Genomic DNA, 19810 nt, shown 5'->3' on the forward strand with positions numbered 1-19810 from the left:
CTGGATCGGCCGTCGACTGTGGACGCCGACCACCGCTGATCAGGCATTGGGGAAGCGACTGAACGGCCGGGGGAGCGGTGCACGAAACTGTCGGAGCGGGTATCTAAAGTGCCGCTGTGCCAATCGAACCGTGGTCCAACGCACAGGTGCTCGCGCTGGCACCCGATCCCAGTTCCGCCAAGGGTGCGCGCAGTGTCAGCGGCGCGGCGAAATGGACCGCCGCCGGGCTCGACGACGACGTGCTCTGGGGGCTGTGCCGGGGCAGCGGCAGCAACCCGTACCAGGCCTGTGTCGACCTGACCGAACCCGCGTACCGCTGCTCCTGTCCGAGTCGCAAGTTCCCCTGCAAACACGCGCTCGGCCTGCTCCTGCTCTGGTCCGACGGCGGGGTGACCGAGCAGGCCGCACCCGACTGGGTGCGGGAGTGGCAGGAGAAGCGCTCGGCCCGGGCCGCGAACACCGCCGCCAAACGCGCCCAGGCCGGTCCCGTCGACCAGGCCGCCGCCGAGAAGCGGGCCGGGCAACGGGCGGACCGGGTCACGGCCGGCCTGACCGAACTCGACCGGTGGCTGACCGACCAGGTGACCCAGGGGCTGGCCGGCGCACAGCGCGCCGGCTCCGTGCCGTACGCGACGATGGCCGCCCGCCTGGTCGACGCCCAGGCGTCAACGGTCGCCGGCACGGTGCGCCGCGTCGGCGAGGTCGTCGGTGTCGGGGCGGACTGGGCCGACCGGCTCCTCGGCGAACTGTCACTGCTGCGGCTGCTGGTCGCCGGGCACTCCCGGATCGAGGAACTGCCGGCGGAACTGGCCGCCACCGTACGGAGCCGGGTCGGCCTCCCGGTCACCACCGAGGAGGTGCTCGCCGGCCCGGCGCTGCGTGACCGCTGGCAGGTGCTCGGCCACGTGGACCTCCCCGACGAGCGGCTGGTGGCCCGCCGGACCTGGCTGCACGGCATCGAGTCCGGACGGTCCGCGCTGCTGCTCGCCTTCGCCGCGCCCGGTCAGGCGTTGCCGGCGGACGTGGTGCCGGGCAGCGTGCTCGACGCCGAACTCTGCTGGTACCCGGGGGCGTTCCCACAGCGGGCCCTGCTCGCCCGCCGGCACGGCACCGCGCCGGCCGGACCACCGGTCGGTGCCGTCTCCGTCCGTGACGCGCTCGCCGGCTGGAGCGCGGCGCTCGCCGCCGAGCCGTGGTGCGACCAGGTGGTGATGCTCCTCGCCGACGTGGTGCCCACCGTGGACGGCCACCTCATCGACAGGGCCGGCGACGCCATCGCACTGCGACCGGCGGACAACCCGCCGTGGTGGTTGCTCGCCGCCGCCGGTGGCCGCCCGGTTCCGGTGGCCGGCGAGTACGGCCCGGCCGGATTCCGTCCGTTGGCGGCCTGGCCCGACGGTGAGTACGTGCCGGCCCCGGCCCGTACCGGTGCGGACCTGCGCCCGGCGCAGCTCCCACCGGAACTCGTCTCGGCCGCCCTGGTCGGCACCGGCCGTCGGCCGTTCACCGCCGTGACCATCGACCTCGGCGGACGGGCCCTGCCCGTGGTCTCCGGTGCTGATCCGGCGACCACTCTGCTCGACACCGCGGCGGTGGCGTTGACCTACCAGCGGGCCGGCGTCACCGCTGATCCCGGCCGGTCCCCGGTCGAGGCGGCACCGGCGGAGACCCGCCCGGTGGTACCGGCTCCAGCGGCTCGCCGGCTCGCCTCGCTCCTGGCCGACGGCGGTGGACCCGGCGGCGCCGAACTGGGACAACGCCTACTCGGCGGTTGGCTGCGGCTCGCCGCCGAGCGCGGCTACCTGGCCCCGGCGCAGAGCCTGCCCGCGCTGCTGGAGAGCGGCCGGCGCAGCAGTGCGCTTCGCGCCCCGCTCGCCACTGTCGCCGGTCGTCGCGGCGGGTGGCTCGCCGCCCAGAACGCCGAGTGGAGCTATCTGCTGACCGAGGCGGCTCCCGATCCGAACCCGGGCGACTGGGCCACCGGCACCCCGGGCGAGCGGCTGGCCTACCTGGTGGCGCTGCGCCGTGCCGACCCGGCAGCCGGTCTCGACCTGCTCGTCGGGGTCTTCGACGACGAGGCGCCGGAGGATCGGGCCCGGTTCGTCGGTGCCCTCGCCAACGGTCTGGCCGACCGGGACGAGCCCCTGCTCGAACGGGCACTGGACGATCGCCGCAAGGAGGTGCGGGAGGCGGCCGCCGGGCTGCTCTGTGGGCTGCCGGGCTCGGCGCTGCGGGGCCGGATGGCGCGCCGGGCGCTCGGCTGCGTCCGCCTCGACGGCGGACAGCTGGTCGTCACCCCACCGACCGAATGTGACGCCGGGATGCGCCGGGACGGAATCCCGCCGAAGGGCCCGCAGGGCGTCGGCGTCGGTGCCTGGCTGCTGGGCGAGGTGGTCGCGCGTACGCCGCTGGAGGCCTGGTGCGGCGCGTTCGACCGGACAGCCGAGGAGATACTGGCCCTGCCCGTGGCCGACGACTGGGGCCCGGTGCTGCACCGGGGACTCGCCCGGGCGGCGGTGGCGCAGCGCGACTCCGGGTGGTTGGTTCCGCTCGCCGACGAGATGTCGCAGGACCTCGACCGGCACGACGAGCGGTTGACCGCCCAGTTGTACGAGGCGCTCTCCCCCTCCGACCTGGCCCGGTACGCGACGGCAGCGTTGCGCCGATCCCAGGGCCGCGCGCTGCGGGTCGTCGAACTGCACCCGGGACCGTGGCCCGAACCGCTCGCCGACGCGGTGGTCGAGTCGATCGGTGCCCTGGTCCGGGGCGACCATCGGACCGAATGGCAGGCCGGCGAACTCTGCCGCATCGCCGCCACCGCCCTGCCGCCCGCCTACGCCGCCCAGCTCGCCGAGCTGGCCGACACGATCGAGCGGGAGCACCCCGAGACCCGGCGCGGCGGCGTTGTCCGCCGGCTCGCCGCCACCCTGACCTTCCGGCACGAGATGTACGAGGAGCTCCGATGACCGCCCTGCGCCCCCACGCCGAGCAACTGTTCGCCGAGGAACTGGCCGCGCTCGCCAGTGTGGACGACCGGCCCCGTCCGCCCGGCTGGCGGCTCTCGCCGCAGGCGGTGGTGACCTACCTGCTCGGCGACGACGCCAAGATCACCCCGAAGTACGTTGGCCCGCGTCGGCTGATGGAGGTCGCGGTGGCCACCCTGGCGACCGACCGGGCGCTACTCCTGCTCGGCGTTCCCGGCACCGCCAAGACCTGGGTCTCCGAGCACCTCGCCGCGGCCATCTCGGGCGACTCGACCCTGCTGGTGCAGGGGACCGCCGGTACTCCGGAGGAGGCCATCCGGTACGGCTGGAACTATGCCCGCCTGCTCGCCGAGGGACCCTCGACGGCAGCGCTGGTGCCGAGCCCGGTGATGCGGGCGATGGAGACCGGCACGATCGCCCGGGTGGAGGAGCTGACCCGGGTCCCGTCCGACGTACAGGACACGTTGATCACGATCCTCTCCGAGAAGACCCTGCCCGTACCGGAACTCGCCAGCGAGGTGCAGGCGACCAAGGGCTTCAACATCATCGCCACCGCCAACGACCGGGACCGGGGCGTGAACGAGCTCTCCAGTGCGCTGCGCCGCCGGTTCAACACCATTGTGCTGCCGGTGCCGGCCTCCGCCGACGAGGAGGTCGACATCGTCGCCCGCCGGGTGGCACAACTCGGGCGCTCGCTGGAACTGCCGGAGGTGCCGCCGGCCCTGGAGGAGATCCGCCGCGTGGTCACGGTCTTCCGTGAGCTGCGCAGCGGCCTGACCGAGGACGGCCGGACCAAGGTGAAATCGCCGACCGGCACCCTCTCCACGGCCGAGGCGATCTCCGTGGTGACCAACGGTTGGGCGCTCGCCGCTCACTTCGGCGACGGGGTGCTCCGCCCCGGCGACGTGGCCGCCGGCATCGTCGGCGCCGTGATCAAGGATCCGAGCAGCGACCCCGTCGTGTGGCGTGAATACCTGGAGACCGTGGTCCGTGAGCGGGACGGCTGGACCGCCTTCTACCGCGCCGCCCGCGATGCCTGAGCGCTTCTACGGGGTACGCCACCACGGTCCCGGATCGGCCCGTGCGGTGCTGGCGGCGCTGACCGAGCAACGCCCCGACCTGCTGCTGATCGAAGGCCCGCCGGAAGCCGACGACCTGGTCCGATGGGTCGCCGACAAGGGCCTGGAGCCGCCGGTCGCCCTGCTCGGCTACGCCGCCGACGACCCGCGCCGGGCGGCGTACTGGCCGTTCGCGGTCTTCTCCCCGGAATGGCAGGCGATCCGCTGGGCGGTCGACCATGACGTACCGGTCCGCTTCTTCGACCTGCCGTACGCGTACCGGCTCGGTGAGGCCCGCGCCGGCGACGGGGCGGAGCTGCCGGAAGCCGAGACCGGCGCCGACGGGGGCACCGGGATCGACGGCCCGTTCGGCGACGACGCGGAGACCCGACCGGGTGAACCGGAGCAGCCGGTCCGGCCGGTCGATCCGATCGCCGAACTCGCCGCCGCCGCCGGCTACGACGACCCGGAGCGCTGGTGGGAGGACATCGTCGAGCATCGTGGGGCGCCCGCCTTCGAGGCGATCGGGGAGGCGATGGCCGCGATCCGGGCCGAATCCCCGGAGGACCCGGACGACCTGCTCCGCGAGGCGTACATGCGGGGGGTGCTGCGCGAGGCGCGCAAGAGTCATCGGAACCTCGCCGTCGTCTGTGGGGCGTGGCACGTGCCGGCGCTGACCGCCACGGTGTCAGCGGGCCACGACAACGCGTTGCTCAAGGGACGACGTAAGAGCAAGGTCACCTTCACCTGGGTGCCCTGGACGTACGGCCGGCTCGCCTCCTGGCAGGGCTACGGCGCCGGGGTCCGCTCGCCCGGTTGGTACCACCACCTGTTCACCGCCCAGGACGAGGTGGTGACCCGTTGGCTGGTCGCCGCCGCCGGGGTGTTGCGGGCGGAGGGTGTGCCTACCTCGTCGGCACATGTCATCGAGGCGGTTCGGCTGGCCGAGGCACTGGCCACCATCCGGGGCCGTCCCCTGGCGGGGCTCGCCGAGCTGACCGAGGCGACCCGTTCGGTGATCTGCGAAGGCGACGATCTGCGGCTCGACCTGGTCGACCGGCAGCTCGTCGTCGGTGAGCGGCTCGGCGCGGTGCCCGACGACATGCCCGCGGTGCCGCTCGCCCGTGACCTGGCCGCGCAACAGCGCACACTGCGGCTCAAACCGGAGGCGCTCGACCGGGAACTCGACCTGGACCTGCGCAAGGAGATCGACCTCGGGCGAAGCCGGTTGCTGCACCGGCTGCGACTGCTCGGCATCGGGTGGGGCGAGCCGACCCGGGGGCGGCAGGGCAAGGGCACCTTCCGGGAGACCTGGCGGTTGCGCTGGCTACCGGAGTTCGCGGTCGCGGTGGTCGAGGCCGGCGCGCACGGTACGACCGTCCAGCACGCCGCCACCACGAAGATCACCACGGCGGCACAGGACGCCGAGGGGCTCGCCGAGGTGACCCCGTTGGTCGAGCAGGCCCTGCTCGCCGACCTGACCGACGCGTACCCGGCGGTGCTTCGGGCGCTGCACCATCGCGCCGCGCTCGACGCCGACGTGACCCGGCTGATGGCGGCCGTGCCGCCGCTGGCCCGCACCCTGCGCTACGGCGACGTCCGGGGCACCGAACTTGGCCCGCTCCGTACGGTCACCACGGGGCTGCTGGTCCGGATCTGCGTCGGCCTGCCTCCGGCGCTCCGGTCGCTCTCCGACGACGCGGCCCGGACGATGCGCGACCACATCGACGCGGTGCACGCCGCGCTGGGTCTGCTGGAGGAGCCGGAGCCGCGCGAGCGGTGGCTCGACACCCTGGCCGGGCTGGCAGCCCGGGACACCGAGGCACATCCGGGAGCGGACCAGCCGACCCATGGGCTGGTCGCCGGTCGGCTGACCCGGATCCTGCACGACGCGGGACGGCTCGACGCGGACGAGACCCGGCGCCGGATGGGTCTGGTCCTCACCCCCGGGACGCCGCCCGCCCAGGCGGCCCACTGGATCGAGGGCTTCCTCGCTGGCGGAGGACTGCTCTTCGTCCACGACACCGCACTGCTGGGCCTGGTGGACGAGTGGCTGACCGGGATCGCCCCGGAGGTCTTCACCGACGTGCTGCCGTTGCTGCGGCGTACGTTCGGCGCCTTCGCCCCACCGGAACGGCGGGCCATCGGCGAGCGGGTCCGGGGTGGCCGGCCGGACGCCGACCAGCCGGGCCAGCGGTTGCCGCTCGACCACGACCGGGCCGCCGGGGTCCTGCCCACCCTGGCCACCCTGCTCGGCCATCAACCACTGCTAGGGGGTCCGCGTGCACACGGCTGACGAGGAGAGGTTGCGCCGCTGGCGTCTGGTGCTCGGCGGGGCGGCCGACGGTCCGTGCGGGCAGCCCACCGGCGCCGACGCGGGGATGGACGCCGCGCTCGCCGCGCTCTACGACAGCGCTGGCGATGCCGACGGCGGCCAGAACCGGCAGCGCTCGGCCGGGCTCTCCGCCTCCGCGCCCCGGGTCGCCCGCTGGCTCGGTGACATCCGGGAATACTTCCCCAGCACGGTGGTCCAGGTGATGCAGGCCGACGCGATCGAGCGGCTCAACCTCACCAGTCTGCTGCTCGAACCGGAGATGCTGACCGCGGTCGAGCCCGACGTGCACCTGGTCGGCACCCTGCTCTCCCTTAACCGGGTGATGCCGGACAAGACCAAGGACCTGGCCCGCCAGGTGGTCCGGCGAGTGGTGGAGGAGCTGGAACGACGGGTGGCGCAGCGGACCCGGGCCGCGGTGACCGGGGCGCTGAACCGGGCCACCCGCGTCGACCGGCCGAGGCACGCCGACATCGACTGGAACCGCACCATCCGGGTAAACCTGAAGCATTACCAGCCGGAGTACCGCACCATCGTGCCGGAACGCCTGATCGGCTACGGCCGGCGCAACACGGCGGTGCAACGGGACGTGGTGCTCTGCGTCGACCAGTCGGGTTCGATGGCCGCCTCCGTGGTCTACTCCGGCATCTTCTCGGCGGTGCTCGCCTCGATGCGTTCGCTGCGTACCTCGCTGGTCGTCTTCGACACCGCCGTGGTGGATCTGACCGACCAGCTCAGTGACCCGGTGGAGGTGCTGTTCGGCACCCAGCTCGGTGGCGGCACCGACATCAACCGGGCGATCGGCTACAGCCAGGGGCTGATCACCCGCCCCCGGGACAGCATCTTCGTGCTGATCAGCGACCTGTACGAGGGCGGTGTCCGGGCCGAGATGCTGCGTCGGGTCGCCGCCATGGTCGAGGCCGGGGTGCAGGTGGTGGTGCTGTTGGCGCTCTCCGACGAGGGCGCGCCCGCGTACGACCACGAGAACGCGGCGGCGCTCGCCGCGCTCGGCGTACCCGCCTTCGCGTGCACGCCGGACGCCTTTCCCGACCTGATGGCCGCCGCGATCGAACGCCGGGACCTGCGGGCGTTCGCCGAGCGGTTCGCCGGTCGTTGAGCGGCGGCAGGCTGGGCGACGGCTGATCCCGCCTGGCACCGGCATGGTGGACGACCACGTTCGCACCCCTGCGACCGTCCCACTGTGCCGGTGCCCGACGGAGTTCAGCGGCCGCCGGTCGGTCCCGCTGTCGCGACGGCGGGCGGCGCGGCCGGGTCGAGGTCGCGGGCGAGTACGTCCTCGACCGTCTCGCCCCGAACCAGCACCTGGGCCCGGCCGGCGTTGACCGCCACCAGCGGCGGCCGGGGCACCAGGTTGTAGTTCGAGGCGAGACTGAGCTGGTACGCGCCGGAGCACGGAATCGCCAGCAGGTCACCGGCGCGCAGGTCGCCCGGCAGGGGCGCGTCCTGGACCAGCACGTCACCGGACTCGTCGTGCCGGCCGACAACCGTGGTCCGTTGCTCCTGGGCGCGGCTGAGCCGGCCGAGCAGGACGGCGGTGTAACGGGCGCCGTACAGGGCTGGGCGGGGGTTGTCGCTGAGCCCACCGTCGACCGCGACGAGCTGGTGACCGTCGGGGTCGCGGCGTACGGCGAGCACCCGGTAGAGCGCCACCCCGGCACGGGCCACGATCGCCCGGCCCGGTGCGACGCCGAGTCGGGGGACCGGCAGGTTGTGCTCGTCGCAGGCGACCCGGAGGACCTTGCGGGCCCGGGAGGCGAACGCCTCGAGGGCGAACTGGCCGTCGGTGTCCGTGCCCGGAACGGCGTGCCCGCCACCGATGTTGATCTCGCTGAGCTGGGTCCCGTGCCGCTGCGCCAGGGCCGCCATGGTCGCCACCAGGTGACTGATCGCACGTTCGTAGCCACCGAAGCGGGAGGTCTGCGAGCCGAGGAAGAAGTCGAGGCCGACGAGTTCGAGCATGGGCTGGTCGGTGATCCGTCGGACCATCTCGTCCAGGCTGGTGCCGGCCGCCGGTACGCCGAACCGGTCCGTGACCGGTGCCGCCGGCAGCATCGACATGGTGTCGACCCGGCCGGTGTCCCAGTCGGGCAGCACCCGGAGCAGCACCCGCTGCCGGCGGGTCAGCAGCGCGGCCAGCCGCGGAATCTCCGAGCTCGACTCGATCACGATGGTGCCGACGCCGTACTCGAGCGCGGCGGTCAGGTCGATCGGGCTCTTCGCGTCGCCCTGGAGCACGATCCGGTCGGCGGGGAAGCCGACGGCGGCGGCGGTGGCGAGCTGCCCGGCCGAGTGCACGCCGAGGGAGAGCCCCTCCTCGGCGATCCAGCGCAGTAGGCCCCGGCAGGTCAGCGCCTTCGCCGCGTAGACCACGTTGCCGGGTCCGAACGCGGTGGCGTACTCCCGGCAGCGCTGGCGTACGTCCGCCTCGTCCAGCACGTACGTCGGGGTGCCGAACTCCTCGGCGAGTTCGCCCAGGTGCACCTCGCCGACCGAGATCTCGCCGTGGTCGTCCCGGTGGGCCATCGAGGGCCACACCTGACCGGAGAGGTGGGCGGGGAGGGAGGTACGCAGCGAGGGGATGAGTTCCGCGAGAGTCATAGCGGGTCACATTCGGGTTCGGTCGTGTCCCGCTCGAGGATTTCGAGCGGGCGGAGCAGCAGGTGGGTGATGGTTTCCGCAGCGCCGCCACTCAGCCGTAGGGCGGCGACGGCGGCGTTCAGCTCGGGCAGGTTGGCGCAGGAGAGCCGTACCATCAGGTCGATGTCGGCGGCGACCCACCACGCGGCGATCACCCGGTGGTCGCCGCGCAGGTGCCGCGCGAACTGGTCGCCGTCGGTGCTGGCGGCCAGCCGTACGCAGACCAGTGCCTCGATCCCGTCCGACGCGCCCGTGAGCAGGTCATCCGGGCGGGGCCGGGCCGGGGTGCCGGCGTCGCGTCCGGTGCTGGTACGCCGGGGCGTACGACGGGGCAGGGTCGGGCTGTACATGTCCCGATCGTGGCGCCCCGGTGGGTTCCTGACCGCGATCTTCACGCGTTCGCCACGACCCCCGGGGCGATCCCGACGCGTTCTTGACGCCGGTGTGGTGACGGCGTCAGCGTGGCCGTCGACGGCGTAGCGATCGCGTCAAGGCACCGGACGGCGTCGGCACCGCCGTGCTTTTGTTGATCACAGGTGCCCCGCGGGCGATTCGCCCGTACGGCGTACCCGGTGAGTGTCGCCTGCCAACCCCCTCGACGGGCGACCTCGCCGGGTACGCCGGCCCGGGCACCGTGATGGTTCAGGTGGGCAGTGGACGCCGGGCACCGTTGCCGGCGTCCACCAGGTACATGCGCGCCTCGTGCAGGTCGAAGTAGAGCCCGACGAGGGTGAGTTGGTCGGCGTCGAGCCGTCGCCGCACGCTCGGATAGGTCCGTAGGTTGTCCAGCTGTTGCGCCACGTTCGCCAGGGCCTGTCGTTCCAGCATCTGGCGTTCCCGCGCCCGGTGCTCCAGGATCGGATGTTCGGCCGCTGCCGTGTCGTTCGGGTGCGGGTCGTCCCTTCGGACGCCGAGGCGGGCGTGCCGCAGCCACGAGCCGAGGTGGGACTGCGGGGCGACGCCACCGTGTAGCACCGCCCGCATCGCGCCACAGTCGGAGTGCCCGCAGACGGTGATCGTGGAGATGTCGAGTACGTCCATCGCGTACTCGATCGCGGCGCCGACGCTGTGGTCACCGTGGTAGCCGTGTCGGGGCACGATGTTGCCGATGTTGCGCAGACAGAACAGGTCACCCGGGCCGCTCGCGGTCACCAGGTTCGGCACCATCCGGGAGTCGGCGCAGGTGATGAAGAGTTCCCCGGGTCGCTGGCCGTCCCGGGCCAGTTCGGTCAGGTAGGGGCGGACGAGCGGGGCGAACCGGCGCTCGAACTCCCGTACGCCCTCCAGCATGTTCTCGCCGATCCCGTTTCCGCCGGTGGGGCCGGTGCCGGGCGACCTTGCCGGTTCGGCCCTGCCCGGCGTCTGTACGGGTACGACCGCGCCGGTGCGCGCCGCGTGGGCTCTCCCCGGTGCCGCCGTCCCGTCCGGTGTGGGTGTCGTGCCGGTGGCCGACGTCGCCGGTGTCGTGCTGGCCTGCCAGTGCGACCACGGGGCGAGCCAGCGGGGGAGCCGGTCGGGCAGCGTCTTGCGGTTGCCGAGCCGGTCTCGGACCGCCCGGTCGAACCAGCCGTCCAACACTTCCTCCACCCGTACCTGGCCGCCGCCGCGTTCGTAGCCGGTCCGCCACTGTTCGATCACGCCGAAGGCGGCGTGGTCGAGGAAGTCCAGCCGTAGTTCGAGCTGGACCCGGGCGCCGGGTGGCAGCCGTCGCAGTTCGTTGTTGAGCCGACCGGCGCCGAGGAAGAGCAGGGTGCCGGTGATCTGGACCAGGTAGTCGTCGGGACCGCGCCGGTCGACGTCGATGCGCCAGTGGGTGAGCCGGTAGAGCGCCGCGACCAGGGTTACCGCCACGCCGAGCAGCACACCGGTGACCAGGTCGATGAAGACGACCCCGGCCACGGTGACGGCGTACGCGGGCAGCTCCCGGTGCCGCCTCAGGTCGCGTACGTGCGCGACGCTGATCAGTCGGAGTCCGACGATCACGAGCACCCCGGCGAGCGCGGACATGGGGATGAGTTCGAGTATCCCGGTGAGCAGGAGGGCGAAGACGGCGATCCAGATTCCGTGCAGGATCGCCGAGGCGCGGGTACGGGCACCCGCTTCGACATTCGCCGAGCTACGTACGATCACGCCGGTCACGGGTAGGCCACCGAGTGCGCCGGAGACGGTGTTCGCCGCGCCCTGGGCGATCAGCTCACGGTCGAGCCGGGCCCGCGGACCGTCGTGCAGTTTGTCCACCGCGACCGCCGAGAGCAGTGACTCCACGCTGGCGACGACCGCGAGTAGGAGTACGCCGGAGAGCACCGCGGTCAGCGGCGCGTCCGGCCAGTGCGGCAGGCCCAGGTGGCTGAGCGGGTCGTCCGGTAGGGCGACCCGGGTCAGGTCGAGGTCCAGGCCGGTGGCGAGCGCGGTGGCGACGGTGATGGCGATCAGCGGCGCCGGCAGGTATGACAGCCGGATCAGTCGGGGCCAGACGAGCAGAACCGCGACCGTGACGACACCGACCAGGACGGCGGCGTCGTGGTAGCCGACGAGTTGGGCCGGTAGTTCGCTGAGGTTCTCCCAGGCCGAACTCTGTGGGGCGCCACCGAGGACGACGTGCAGCTGGCTGAGCGCGATGACGATGCCGATCCCGGCGAGCATGCCGTGGACGACCGCGGGGGAGAGCATCAGTGCGGCCCGACCCAACCGGCTGAGTCCGAGGATGATCTGGAGCAGGCCGGCCAGGCTGACCATGGCCGCGGTGGCCGTCCAGCCGTGTCGTAGCACCAGGTCGGCAACGATCACCGACAGGCCGGCGGCCGGGCCGCTGACCTGGAGTGGTGCCCCGCCGAGTGCGCCGACCACGATGCCGCCGACCACGGCGGCGATGACGCCGGCGAGCAGCGGCGCCCCGGAGGCCGCCGCGATGCCGAGGGAGAGGGGGACCGCGACGAGGAAGACCACGAACGAGGCCGGTAGGTCGTGGCGGAGCAGCGTACGTCGGAAGGCGGCTGCCCGGTCCCGGTTGGTCGGATCCGGGACGGTCATCGAAGCGGTGCTCTGTGGCTGCCCGGTATCCACCATATTATCCTCCGGGTCGTGACAAGGCTCGGACGAATTGATGACAACAATGAGAACTAATGCCGCGTAAGCGGTCTCATGCCGCTCATCGGGCACATTACCTGGTGAACGCGATCGATAACAGCCTGTGATTTTTGTCGCTCGATGTTGACCACAAATCGCTGAGCTGGGCCGATGGTCCAGATTCCGATCATCCTTTGTGGACTCATCGACTCCGGTGGGCTGCTCGCATGGACGATGACCAACCACAGTGGAGAGCGCCGGGGCGGGCGGCGGGGCGCACCGCGTGGTGCGCGATTCCGGCGTCGGGCCCGGCGGCCGGCGCTCGCTGGCTCCGCAGGCTGGAGGTTCAGCCGTCAGGGGTGGATCGTGACCGGTACTCGTCCGGACGCACCGACCGCACGGCCCGGACGTGGTCGCGGATCGTGCCGATGGTCGCGTCCGACGCCATGATCGCGGCCCGCCAGCGGCGCAGCAGCGCGGTCAGGTCGCGGTGGTGCACCCGCAGTTCGCTGATCTCGCGCTCGGCCGCCAACGCCCGGCCGCGGAACTCCGCGGTCTCCAACTCCAGCTCCGTCACCCGACCGCGCAGTGGCCCCACGATGGTGAGCGCGGTGTCGGTCAGCAACTCCGCGGCGTCCGTCCTGAATCGGCGCCGCCGCAGCGCGATGGTGACGACCGCGGCCACGCCCCCCGTGGCGCCCAGCAGACCGACCGTGGTCAGCAGGATCTGGACCCACGCCGGCCCGCTGGGCGGCGGGTCCGTGCCGGTCACGGCGTGCCTGTTCGGGTCGGCGGGTTCATCAGACTGGCGCGGGCCAGCCGGCGGAGGTCGCCGATGATCTGTGCGCATCTCCAGCTTGAGCCGATCGAGACGGCACCGATGAACGTGCCGGCGGTGAGGGCGGCCATGCCACTCATGCTGAACAGGGCGATGGCGTACATCGCGGTGTTGGCGCCGAGTAGGAGCACCGCCCCGAGTTCGAGGCCCAGGCCGGTGGAGAGCTGCCCAGGCCAGCCGACGCCGGCGAGGCCGAGGAGGCCGGCGATGATCAGACCGGCTTCCCAGCTCCACTCGACTGTCGCCGGCATGGCGAGGACGAGTGAGCGCGGAAGGGCGTCGAACACGGTCATCATGATCCCGCAGACGAGCCCGCCGAGGAGAAAGGTCAGCTCGAACGGGTGCCGGCCGGAGCTGATCCTGATCGGTGTGGGCGGCGGAGGAGTGGCGTCGGTTCCCCGGCGGCTGCTTGACCGGGCGTCGTTCTTGTTCACGGTATTGCCCTCGGGGGTGGGCCGCCACTGCGCCACTGCCGTCCGGCTGATCCGGGCCGAGTGCGGCGGGTGCCTCAGGGGCGGGAAACAACTGTGCGTGAATACTACAGTCCGTATTTGATCCGCTACTAAAGGATATGTGACGGATCATCGACACCTGTGCGTTCGAGGCATCCCCGCAGGTGGAGCCCGCCCACGCTCCACACACGACACGAGGCGCGCGGAATCCGTACCGGCGCGTTCCTCCCGCCGACCCCCTCCGGTGCGGCATAGTCGTCGCTGCGGGAGACGGATGCGTACGCGGAGGCCCGCTGTCGAGGCCGGTGCACCCGGGCACCGTCCGTCGACGGCTACCGGCTGCGCGGGTGGGAGGATTCCGGTTTGGCGGAGCGCCGCACGATCGGCTTTGTCGCGCTGACCGCCGCCCTCGGACTCGGAGTCCTCGTGTTCCCCTCCGCGGCGGCGATCCTCTGGGGGATGATCGGCGTCGCCAGCACGACCGCAGTCGTGTACGGCCTCCGACGGCACCGACCCTCCCGTCCCGCACCCTGGCTGCTGTTCGGAGCGGGACTGGCCTTCCTGGCCGCCGGGGACGTGACGTACGCGGTCGTGACAGCGGGGGTGAACCGGGACGCGGGGCTGGTCGCCGAGTGGTTCTACGTCGGCAATTTCCCGCTGCTCGCCGCCGGCCTGGTGCAGCTGACCCGCCGTAGCGCGGTCCTGCGGGACCGGTCCGGCCTGACCGACCTGCTCGCGGTGGTGCTCGCCCTCGGTCTCGTCGGCTGGACCCAGTTGGTGGCACCCGCGCTGCCCGGCTCCGGGCTCTCCCCGGTCGAGCAGTGCCTGCTGGCCAGTCACATCCTCGGCGACCTGCTGGCGCTGGTGGTGATGCTGTGGCTGGCCGTGGCCGCGCCACGTAACGTCTCGGTCCTGCTGCTGACGGTCGGTGTCGCGGGGCTACTCACGGCCGACATCGCGTACGCCGTCGCCCAGGTCGGTCCGGGTTGGCAGCCGGGCGGACCGGCCGAGCTGGGCTACCTCGTCTTCTACCTGAGCTGGGGCGCGGCCGCGCTGCAACCGTCGATGACCCGGCTGACCGAGCGTGCCGAGCCGGCGTCCGAGGAGACCTCGGCGACGCGGATCGGGCTGGTCGCCCTGACCAGTCTCGCCGCCCCGGTGGTGCTGCTGCTCGAGGCCGCCGCCGGTGTGGTGCTGCACGGCGTCATGATCGCCGTGGTCGCCGGCTTCACCACCATGCTTGTGGTGGTCCGCGTCATCGACGCCCGCAACAAGCATCGGCAGGCGCTGCGACGGGAGCGGCACCTGCGGGAGACGTGTACCAGTCTGGTCGCCGCGACCGGCAGCGCGCAGGTCGGCGAGGCGCTGCGGGCACTGGTCACCCAGGTGATGCCCGACGGGACACCGCACCGGGTCGTGTTCGCCCTCCATCGGCCCGACCGTCGGGCGGGCGATCTCGACTTCGCCTGGTCACCCCGGGTTGAGCTGGACCACCCGCTGCCGACCGAAAGCTCCCGGCGACGCAGCCTGCTGGTCGAGACGCGGCTGCTGCCCTCGGTGCTGATCGAGCCGTTGGGTGGCCTGCCGGCCACCATCGTGGCGTCGTTGGTGCCCGGGGCCGAGCCGGTGGTCGGACGGACCGACGCGGCCCTGCTGGTGGCGGCTGCCCGGGATGTCCTCGTCGCCTCCCGGGACGTCATCGAGGTCGCGGCGGGTCAGGCCACGCTCGCGCTGCACCGGATTGAGGTGACCGGTGCGGCCAGCCGTCGGGATCGGGATCGCTATCTGGACCTGTCCGCCGGCAGTACGACCGACGGTGTCCTGATCGTCGGGGACGACGACCGGGTGGGCTACGCCAACCCGGCGATCTGGCGGATCCTCGGCATCGAGTCGCGGGTCTTCACCACCTGGCGCGACATCGTCCACCCCGACGACCACGAGCAGGTCGAGCGGACGCTGGGCGCGGTGCGCGCGGCCGTCGACCCGCCCGGGCCGGGCGTGCAGTGGACCCTGCGTCGCGCCGATGGCAGCCGGGTGGTGGTCGAGGTCGACTGCCGGCCGTTGGGTGCCGAACCCCGGCCGCCGGGCGTCGCGATCACCGTGCGTGACGTCACCGACGAGCGGCGGCGGGAGTGGGACCAACTCCGGCGCCGGCTGGAGACCACCGCGCCGGGTCTGAATCGCCGCAGCCTGCGCCGACGCTTTCGCTGACCTCCACCACCCGCGCCCATCGGTGACGGGTGATGGGCGAATTGACGGAAATCCGATAGATCGCTGGACGACGCTGGGTGACTGTCTGAAAACTGACCGCGATGTTGCTCCGGCTTGGGGGGTTCATGAAGATTCGTACGGTTGCTTCCGCTGCCCTCGTCGGGGTCCTGCTGGTCACCGCGGCGCCGCTGCCGGCGTACGCCACCGCGGCTCCCGCCGCCTCCGCCTGCCGGCCGGGTACGCCCGACCCGGCGACACCCACCACCCGGTTCCACGACCCGGCCCGCCCCGAACTCGGTCCCGATCCGGTGCCGGCGGAGCGTCCCGTCGGACCGCTGCTCCTGGGTTACCAGAGGTTCGGCGAACTGACCCAGTCGGAGTTCGTGGCGAGGTACCGCAGCGGCAACGGCTGGGTCTACCCACCCGCGGACGGCTTCCTCGTCCTCTTCGATCAGCCGATCAGATTCGCGCAGACCCTACGGGCGGGCAGCCGCATCGACCGGTTCGGTTATCCCGGCGGCGCCTACCTCGCCCCGGCCCGCACCCTCTTCCTCCAGCGCGCCCTGCCGCCGCAGAACCTCAACACCCCGAACGGGACGGCGCAGAGCAACTACCACCTCTACTGCGTCCTGAAAGCGTTCCGGGTGGACTCCGGGCCGATCGCCCCGTGGTTCGAGCAACTGGGACTCGGCCTGCAGTACAAACTGGAGCAACGCCACCTGCCCGAGGCGGGCACCGCGCTCAGTGTCGACTGGCTGCTGCGGCACGGCTACCTGGTCGAGGAACGACCCTAGGGTGAGAACCCCGCGCACCGCCGGCGACGTTGCACCCGTCGCCGGCGGTGTCGCGGCCGATCAGGCCGGGGATTCGGTACGGTCGCCGGCCCACTGCACGTGGAAGCTGCCCTCGGCGTCGACCCGCTGGTACGTGTGCGCGCCGAAGTTGTCCCGCAGCCCCTGGATCAGCGCGGCGGGCAGCCGGCCCCGGCGCAGCCCGTCGAAGTAGGCCAGCGAGGACGAGAACGCCGGGGTCGGGATGCCGACCTCGGTCGCGTACCGCACCACCCGCCGCCAACTCTCGATGCTCTCCGAGACGATCTTCGCGAAGTACGGTGCCACCAGCAGACTCGGCAGTTGCGGGTCGGCGTCGTACGCCTCCCGGATCCGGTCCAGGAACCGGGCCCGGATGATGCAGCCGCCCCGCCAGATGGTGGCCATCGCGCCCCGGTCGATGCCCCAGCCGAACTCTTCGCTGCCGGCCTGGATGTGGTCGAAGCCCTGCGCGTACGCGACCACCTTCGAGGCGTAGAGCGCCTTGCGGACGTCGTCGACGAAGGCGTCCCGGTCCGGCACGCTCGCCTTGCTCCCGGCGTCGGCGAAGAGTTCACGGGCGGCGGCCCGCTGGTCGGCGTGCCCGGAGAGCGAACGAGCGAAGGTCGCCTCCGCGATGCCCGTGATCGGCACCCCGAGGTCGAGTGCGCTCTGCACGGTCCAGCGGCCGGTGCCCTTCTGCTCGGCCTGGTCGAGCACGATGTCGACGAAGGGCTTCCCGGTGCGGGCGTCGGTCTGGCCGAGCACGTCGGCGGTGATCTCGATCAGGAACGACTCCAGGTCGCCCTCGTTCCACGTGCGGAAGACCTCGGCGAGCTCGCCCGGGGACGCGTCCAGTCCCTCCCGGAGCAGGTCGTACGCCTCCGCGATGAGCTGCATGTCGGCGTACTCGATGCCGTTGTGCACCATCTTCACGAAGTGTCCGGCGCCGTCCGGACCGACATGCGTACAGCACGGGGCGCCGTCCACCTGCGCCGCGATCGACTCGAAGATCGGCCCGAGCTTCGCGTACGCCTCGACCGAACCGCCGGGCATGATGCTCGGGCCGAGCAGCGCGCCCTCCTCGCCGCCGGAGACGCCCGTGCCGACGAAGTGCAGCCCATGTGCACGCAGCGTCTCCTCGCGCCGCCGGGTGTCGGCGAAGTGGGCGTTGCCGCAGTCGATGATGATGTCGTCCGTGTCGAGCAGCGGGATCAGTTCCTCGATCACCGCGTCGGTGGGACCGCCGGCCTTCACCATGATGATGACCGCCCGGGGACGGGACAGCGATGCCACGAAGTCGGGCATCGACTCGCTCGGGACGAACTCACCCTCGTCTCCGTGCTCGGCGATCAGGCTCCGCGTCCGGTCGGCGGAGCGGTTGTGTACGGCCACCGGGTAGCCGTGGCGGGCCAGGTTACGGGCCAGGTTGCGGCCCATCACGCCTAGACCGGTGACGCCGATCTGCGCGCTGCCTGCCGGCGGCTGTCCGGTCGCTGTCTCTTCGGTCATGGTTCTCTCCCTTGATCCGACTTGTTGACCATGCTGCCAGCGTTTTTCCGCCCAGACCGCCGGCCCAAGCATGTGATCTTCCTCTATAGCGGCCGGTACCGTCGGCTCAGCGGCGTCCGTCCCGCCCAGCGGAACGGGGCGACGGCTCCTCGGATCGCCGGCTGGCCAACAGGCTCCAGACGATCGAGCCAGCGATGGTCGCCACGATCACGCCCAGCGTCAGAGGAATGGGCAGCTTGCCGACGTCGGTCTCGGCGAGGATGAGTTTGACCCCGGCGAAGACGAGCAGCAGGGCCAGGCCGTAGTGCAGCCGTTTGAACCGGCGGAGCAGGCCGGCGAGGAGAAAGTACAGACTCCGCAGGCCGAGGATGGCAAACGCGTTGGCCGACCAGAGCACGAACGTGTCGGTGGTGATGGCCAGGATGGCGGCGATCGAGTCGACCGCGAAGATGAGGTCGCTCGCCTCGATCGAGACCAGCACCACGAAGAGCAGGGTGACCCGCAGTTTCCCGTTCTTGCGGGTGAGGAACCTGCCGTCGTGGTAGTGGGCGTCGGTGGGCAGGATCCAGCGGATCAGGCGGACCACCGGGTTCCGTTCCGGCTGCACCTTCCGGTCGTGACGGAACGCCATCTGGTAACCCGTGTAGATCAGGAACGCGCCGAAGATGTACGCGGTCCAGAAGAACGTGCGCAGCAGTTCCGCCCCGGCGAAGATGAACGCCAACCGGAAGCCGAGCGCGCCGACGACTCCCCAGAACAGGACCTTGTGCTGGTACGACGCCGGTACGGCGAAGTAGGTGAAGATCAGGGCGAAGACGAAGACGTTGTCGATGGAGAGTGTCTTCTCGATCAGGTAGCTGGCGTAGTACGTGGTGCCGGCGCTTGATCCCTGCCACCACCAGAGCAGCACACCGAACGCGAGCCCCGCGCTGATCCAGATCCCGCTCCAGAGTCCCGCCTCGCGTAGTCCGACCACATGGTTGTCCCGGTGCAGGAGCAGGTCGACCGCGAGCATCGCGGCGATGACCACGGTCAGCGCTATCCAGGCCCAGCCGGGAACGGCGCCGGTCACCGGGTCCGCCGCAGTGTCGTCACCGGTGCCCCATACCCCGCCGGTGCGGGTTTATCGGTGCCGGCGGCACCTGGTGCGGGCGGGAAACCGCGACCAGGACGGGGCTGGACGTCTGCGGCCGGGCGGGCACAATAGCGGAAAGTTGGGGGAGGGGAGTGCGGTGCGCATCCTGTTGGTCGAGGACGACAGTCGGGTCGCGGCGGCGATGGCCTCGGCGCTCACCCGCCGTGGTTTCGACATCGAACAGGCGTCCACCGCCGCGGCGGCGCTGGCCGCCGCCCCCTGCGACCTGGTCTTGCTCGACCTCACCCTGCCCGACGGCGATGGGGTCGAGGTGTGCCGGACGTTGCGCCAGCGCAGCGCCCAGTTGGGCATCATCGCGGTGACCGCGCGCGGCGAGGAACGCGACCGGGTGCTCGGGCTGCGGGTCGGCGCGGACGACTACGTGGTCAAGCCGTTCTCGATGGCGGAACTGCACGCCCGGATCGAGGCGGTACTGCGCCGGGGCGCACACGCCGCGGCACCCCGTACGGTCATCGAGGCCGGCCGGATCAGGATCGACGTGACCGCCCGCTCGGCCGAGGTCGACGGGGAGGCGGTCGCGTTGACCCGCAAGGAGTTCGACATCCTGATGTCCCTGGCCCGCCAACCCGGACTGGTGGTGCCCCGGGATCGGATTCTGCTCGATGTCTGGCAGACCACCTGGACCGGCCGGCACACGGTCGAGGTGCACGTCGGGTCGCTGCGGGCCAAGCTCGGCGACCCGGGCCTGGTGGAGACCGTTCGGGGGGTCGGCTACCGACTCCGGGTCGGGTAAC

Annotated in this window: 14 protein-coding genes; 7 read left to right on the plus strand and 7 right to left on the minus strand. The window is 71.9% G+C overall.

What is annotated here, in order from left to right; all coding sequences use genetic code 11:
• Positions 1-116 precede the first annotated feature (116 nt).
• The 4 genes from BDK92_RS33955 to BDK92_RS33970 are packed head-to-tail and all read left to right on the plus strand — an operon-like array spanning position 117 to position 7491.
• Entirely contained in the window at positions 117-2966 is a 2850-nt protein-coding gene (locus BDK92_RS33955; RefSeq protein ID WP_121160415.1) for a DUF5691 domain-containing protein, read from the plus strand.
• Complete coding sequence (locus BDK92_RS33960; RefSeq protein WP_121160416.1) at positions 2963-4024, plus strand: ATP-binding protein; 1062 nt, start codon at positions 2963-2965, stop codon at positions 4022-4024. Before BDK92_RS33955 ends, BDK92_RS33960 begins: the two co-directional genes overlap by 4 nt.
• On the plus strand, positions 4017-6338 hold the full coding sequence (locus tag BDK92_RS33965; RefSeq protein WP_121160417.1) for a DUF5682 family protein: 2322 nt from the start codon (positions 4017-4019) through the stop codon (positions 6336-6338). The genes BDK92_RS33960 and BDK92_RS33965 overlap by 8 nt, the downstream gene beginning before the upstream one ends.
• On the plus strand, positions 6325-7491 hold the full coding sequence (locus BDK92_RS33970) for a VWA domain-containing protein (RefSeq protein ID WP_170208792.1): 1167 nt from the start codon (positions 6325-6327) through the stop codon (positions 7489-7491). Before BDK92_RS33965 ends, BDK92_RS33970 begins: the two co-directional genes overlap by 14 nt.
• Before the next feature lie 104 nt (positions 7492-7595).
• On the opposite strand, the gene lysA is transcribed toward BDK92_RS33970, so the two are convergent.
• From lysA to BDK92_RS33995, 5 genes are all read right to left on the minus strand, one after another.
• Positions 7596-8993, minus strand: a complete 1398-nt coding sequence (gene lysA, locus BDK92_RS33975) for a diaminopimelate decarboxylase (RefSeq protein ID WP_121160418.1) — start codon at positions 8991-8993, stop codon at positions 7596-7598.
• Entirely contained in the window at positions 8990-9382 is a 393-nt protein-coding gene (locus BDK92_RS33980; RefSeq protein ID WP_121160419.1) for a hypothetical protein, read from the minus strand. Before BDK92_RS33980 ends, lysA begins: the two co-directional genes overlap by 4 nt.
• Positions 9383-9674: 292 nt before the next feature.
• Positions 9675-12095 (minus strand): SulP family inorganic anion transporter, encoded by a 2421-nt coding sequence (locus BDK92_RS40620; RefSeq protein ID WP_246017403.1) that lies wholly within the window; start codon positions 12093-12095, stop codon positions 9675-9677.
• 349 nt (positions 12096-12444) lie between these two features.
• The gene (locus tag BDK92_RS33990) at positions 12445-12870 is read right to left on the minus strand and encodes a hypothetical protein (protein WP_121160420.1); all 426 of its coding nucleotides are present in this window, start codon (positions 12868-12870) and stop codon (positions 12445-12447) included.
• A complete protein-coding gene (locus BDK92_RS33995) occupies positions 12867-13370 on the minus strand; it encodes a hypothetical protein (RefSeq protein WP_246017404.1) in 504 nt (167 codons plus the stop codon). Before BDK92_RS33995 ends, BDK92_RS33990 begins: the two co-directional genes overlap by 4 nt.
• 381 nt (positions 13371-13751) lie before the next feature.
• Between BDK92_RS33995 and BDK92_RS34000 the strand changes: the two genes are divergently transcribed.
• Both BDK92_RS34000 and BDK92_RS34005 read left to right on the plus strand, forming a co-directional pair.
• Positions 13752-15599 (plus strand): PAS domain S-box protein, encoded by a 1848-nt coding sequence (locus BDK92_RS34000; RefSeq protein ID WP_121160421.1) that lies wholly within the window; start codon positions 13752-13754, stop codon positions 15597-15599.
• A gap of 125 nt (positions 15600-15724) precedes the next feature.
• Positions 15725-16393, plus strand: coding sequence for a TNT domain-containing protein (locus BDK92_RS34005; protein WP_170208793.1), 669 nt, complete (start codon positions 15725-15727; stop codon positions 16391-16393).
• A 60-nt stretch (positions 16394-16453) separates the two neighbouring features.
• Here the strand turns inward: BDK92_RS34005 and gndA are convergent, their stop codons facing one another.
• Positions 16454-17920, minus strand: a complete 1467-nt coding sequence (gndA, locus tag BDK92_RS34010) for an NADP-dependent phosphogluconate dehydrogenase (RefSeq protein WP_121160423.1) — start codon at positions 17918-17920, stop codon at positions 16454-16456.
• Between the two features lie 106 nt (positions 17921-18026).
• Positions 18027-18992 carry a TerC family protein gene (locus BDK92_RS34015; RefSeq protein WP_121160424.1) on the minus strand — a complete coding sequence of 322 codons (966 nt, stop codon included), beginning with the start codon at positions 18990-18992 and terminating at the stop codon, positions 18027-18029.
• 160 nt (positions 18993-19152) lie between these two features.
• Here BDK92_RS34015 and BDK92_RS34020 point away from each other — a divergent pair, with 160 nt between their 5' ends.
• A complete protein-coding gene (locus BDK92_RS34020; RefSeq protein WP_121160425.1) occupies positions 19153-19809 on the plus strand; it encodes a response regulator transcription factor in 657 nt (218 codons plus the stop codon).
• Position 19810: the final 1 nt, after the last annotated feature.

The organism is Micromonospora pisi, from assembly GCF_003633685.1.
GTDB lineage: Bacteria > Actinomycetota > Actinomycetes > Mycobacteriales > Micromonosporaceae > Micromonospora_G > Micromonospora_G pisi.

Coding starts and splice junctions, on each gene's coding strand:
- BDK92_RS33960 (WP_121160416.1), top strand. CDS start 2,963: ATGACCGCCCTGCGCCCCCACGCCGAGCAACTGTTCGCCGAGGAACTG.
- BDK92_RS33965 (WP_121160417.1), top strand. CDS start 4,017: ATGCCTGAGCGCTTCTACGGGGTACGCCACCACGGTCCCGGATCGGCC.
- lysA (WP_121160418.1), bottom strand. CDS start 8,993: ATGACTCTCGCGGAACTCATCCCCTCGCTGCGTACCTCCCTCCCCGCC.
- BDK92_RS33980 (WP_121160419.1), bottom strand. CDS start 9,382: ATGTACAGCCCGACCCTGCCCCGTCGTACGCCCCGGCGTACCAGCACC.
- BDK92_RS34005 (WP_170208793.1), top strand. CDS start 15,725: ATGAAGATTCGTACGGTTGCTTCCGCTGCCCTCGTCGGGGTCCTGCTG.
- gndA (WP_121160423.1), bottom strand. CDS start 17,920: ATGACCGAAGAGACAGCGACCGGACAGCCGCCGGCAGGCAGCGCGCAG.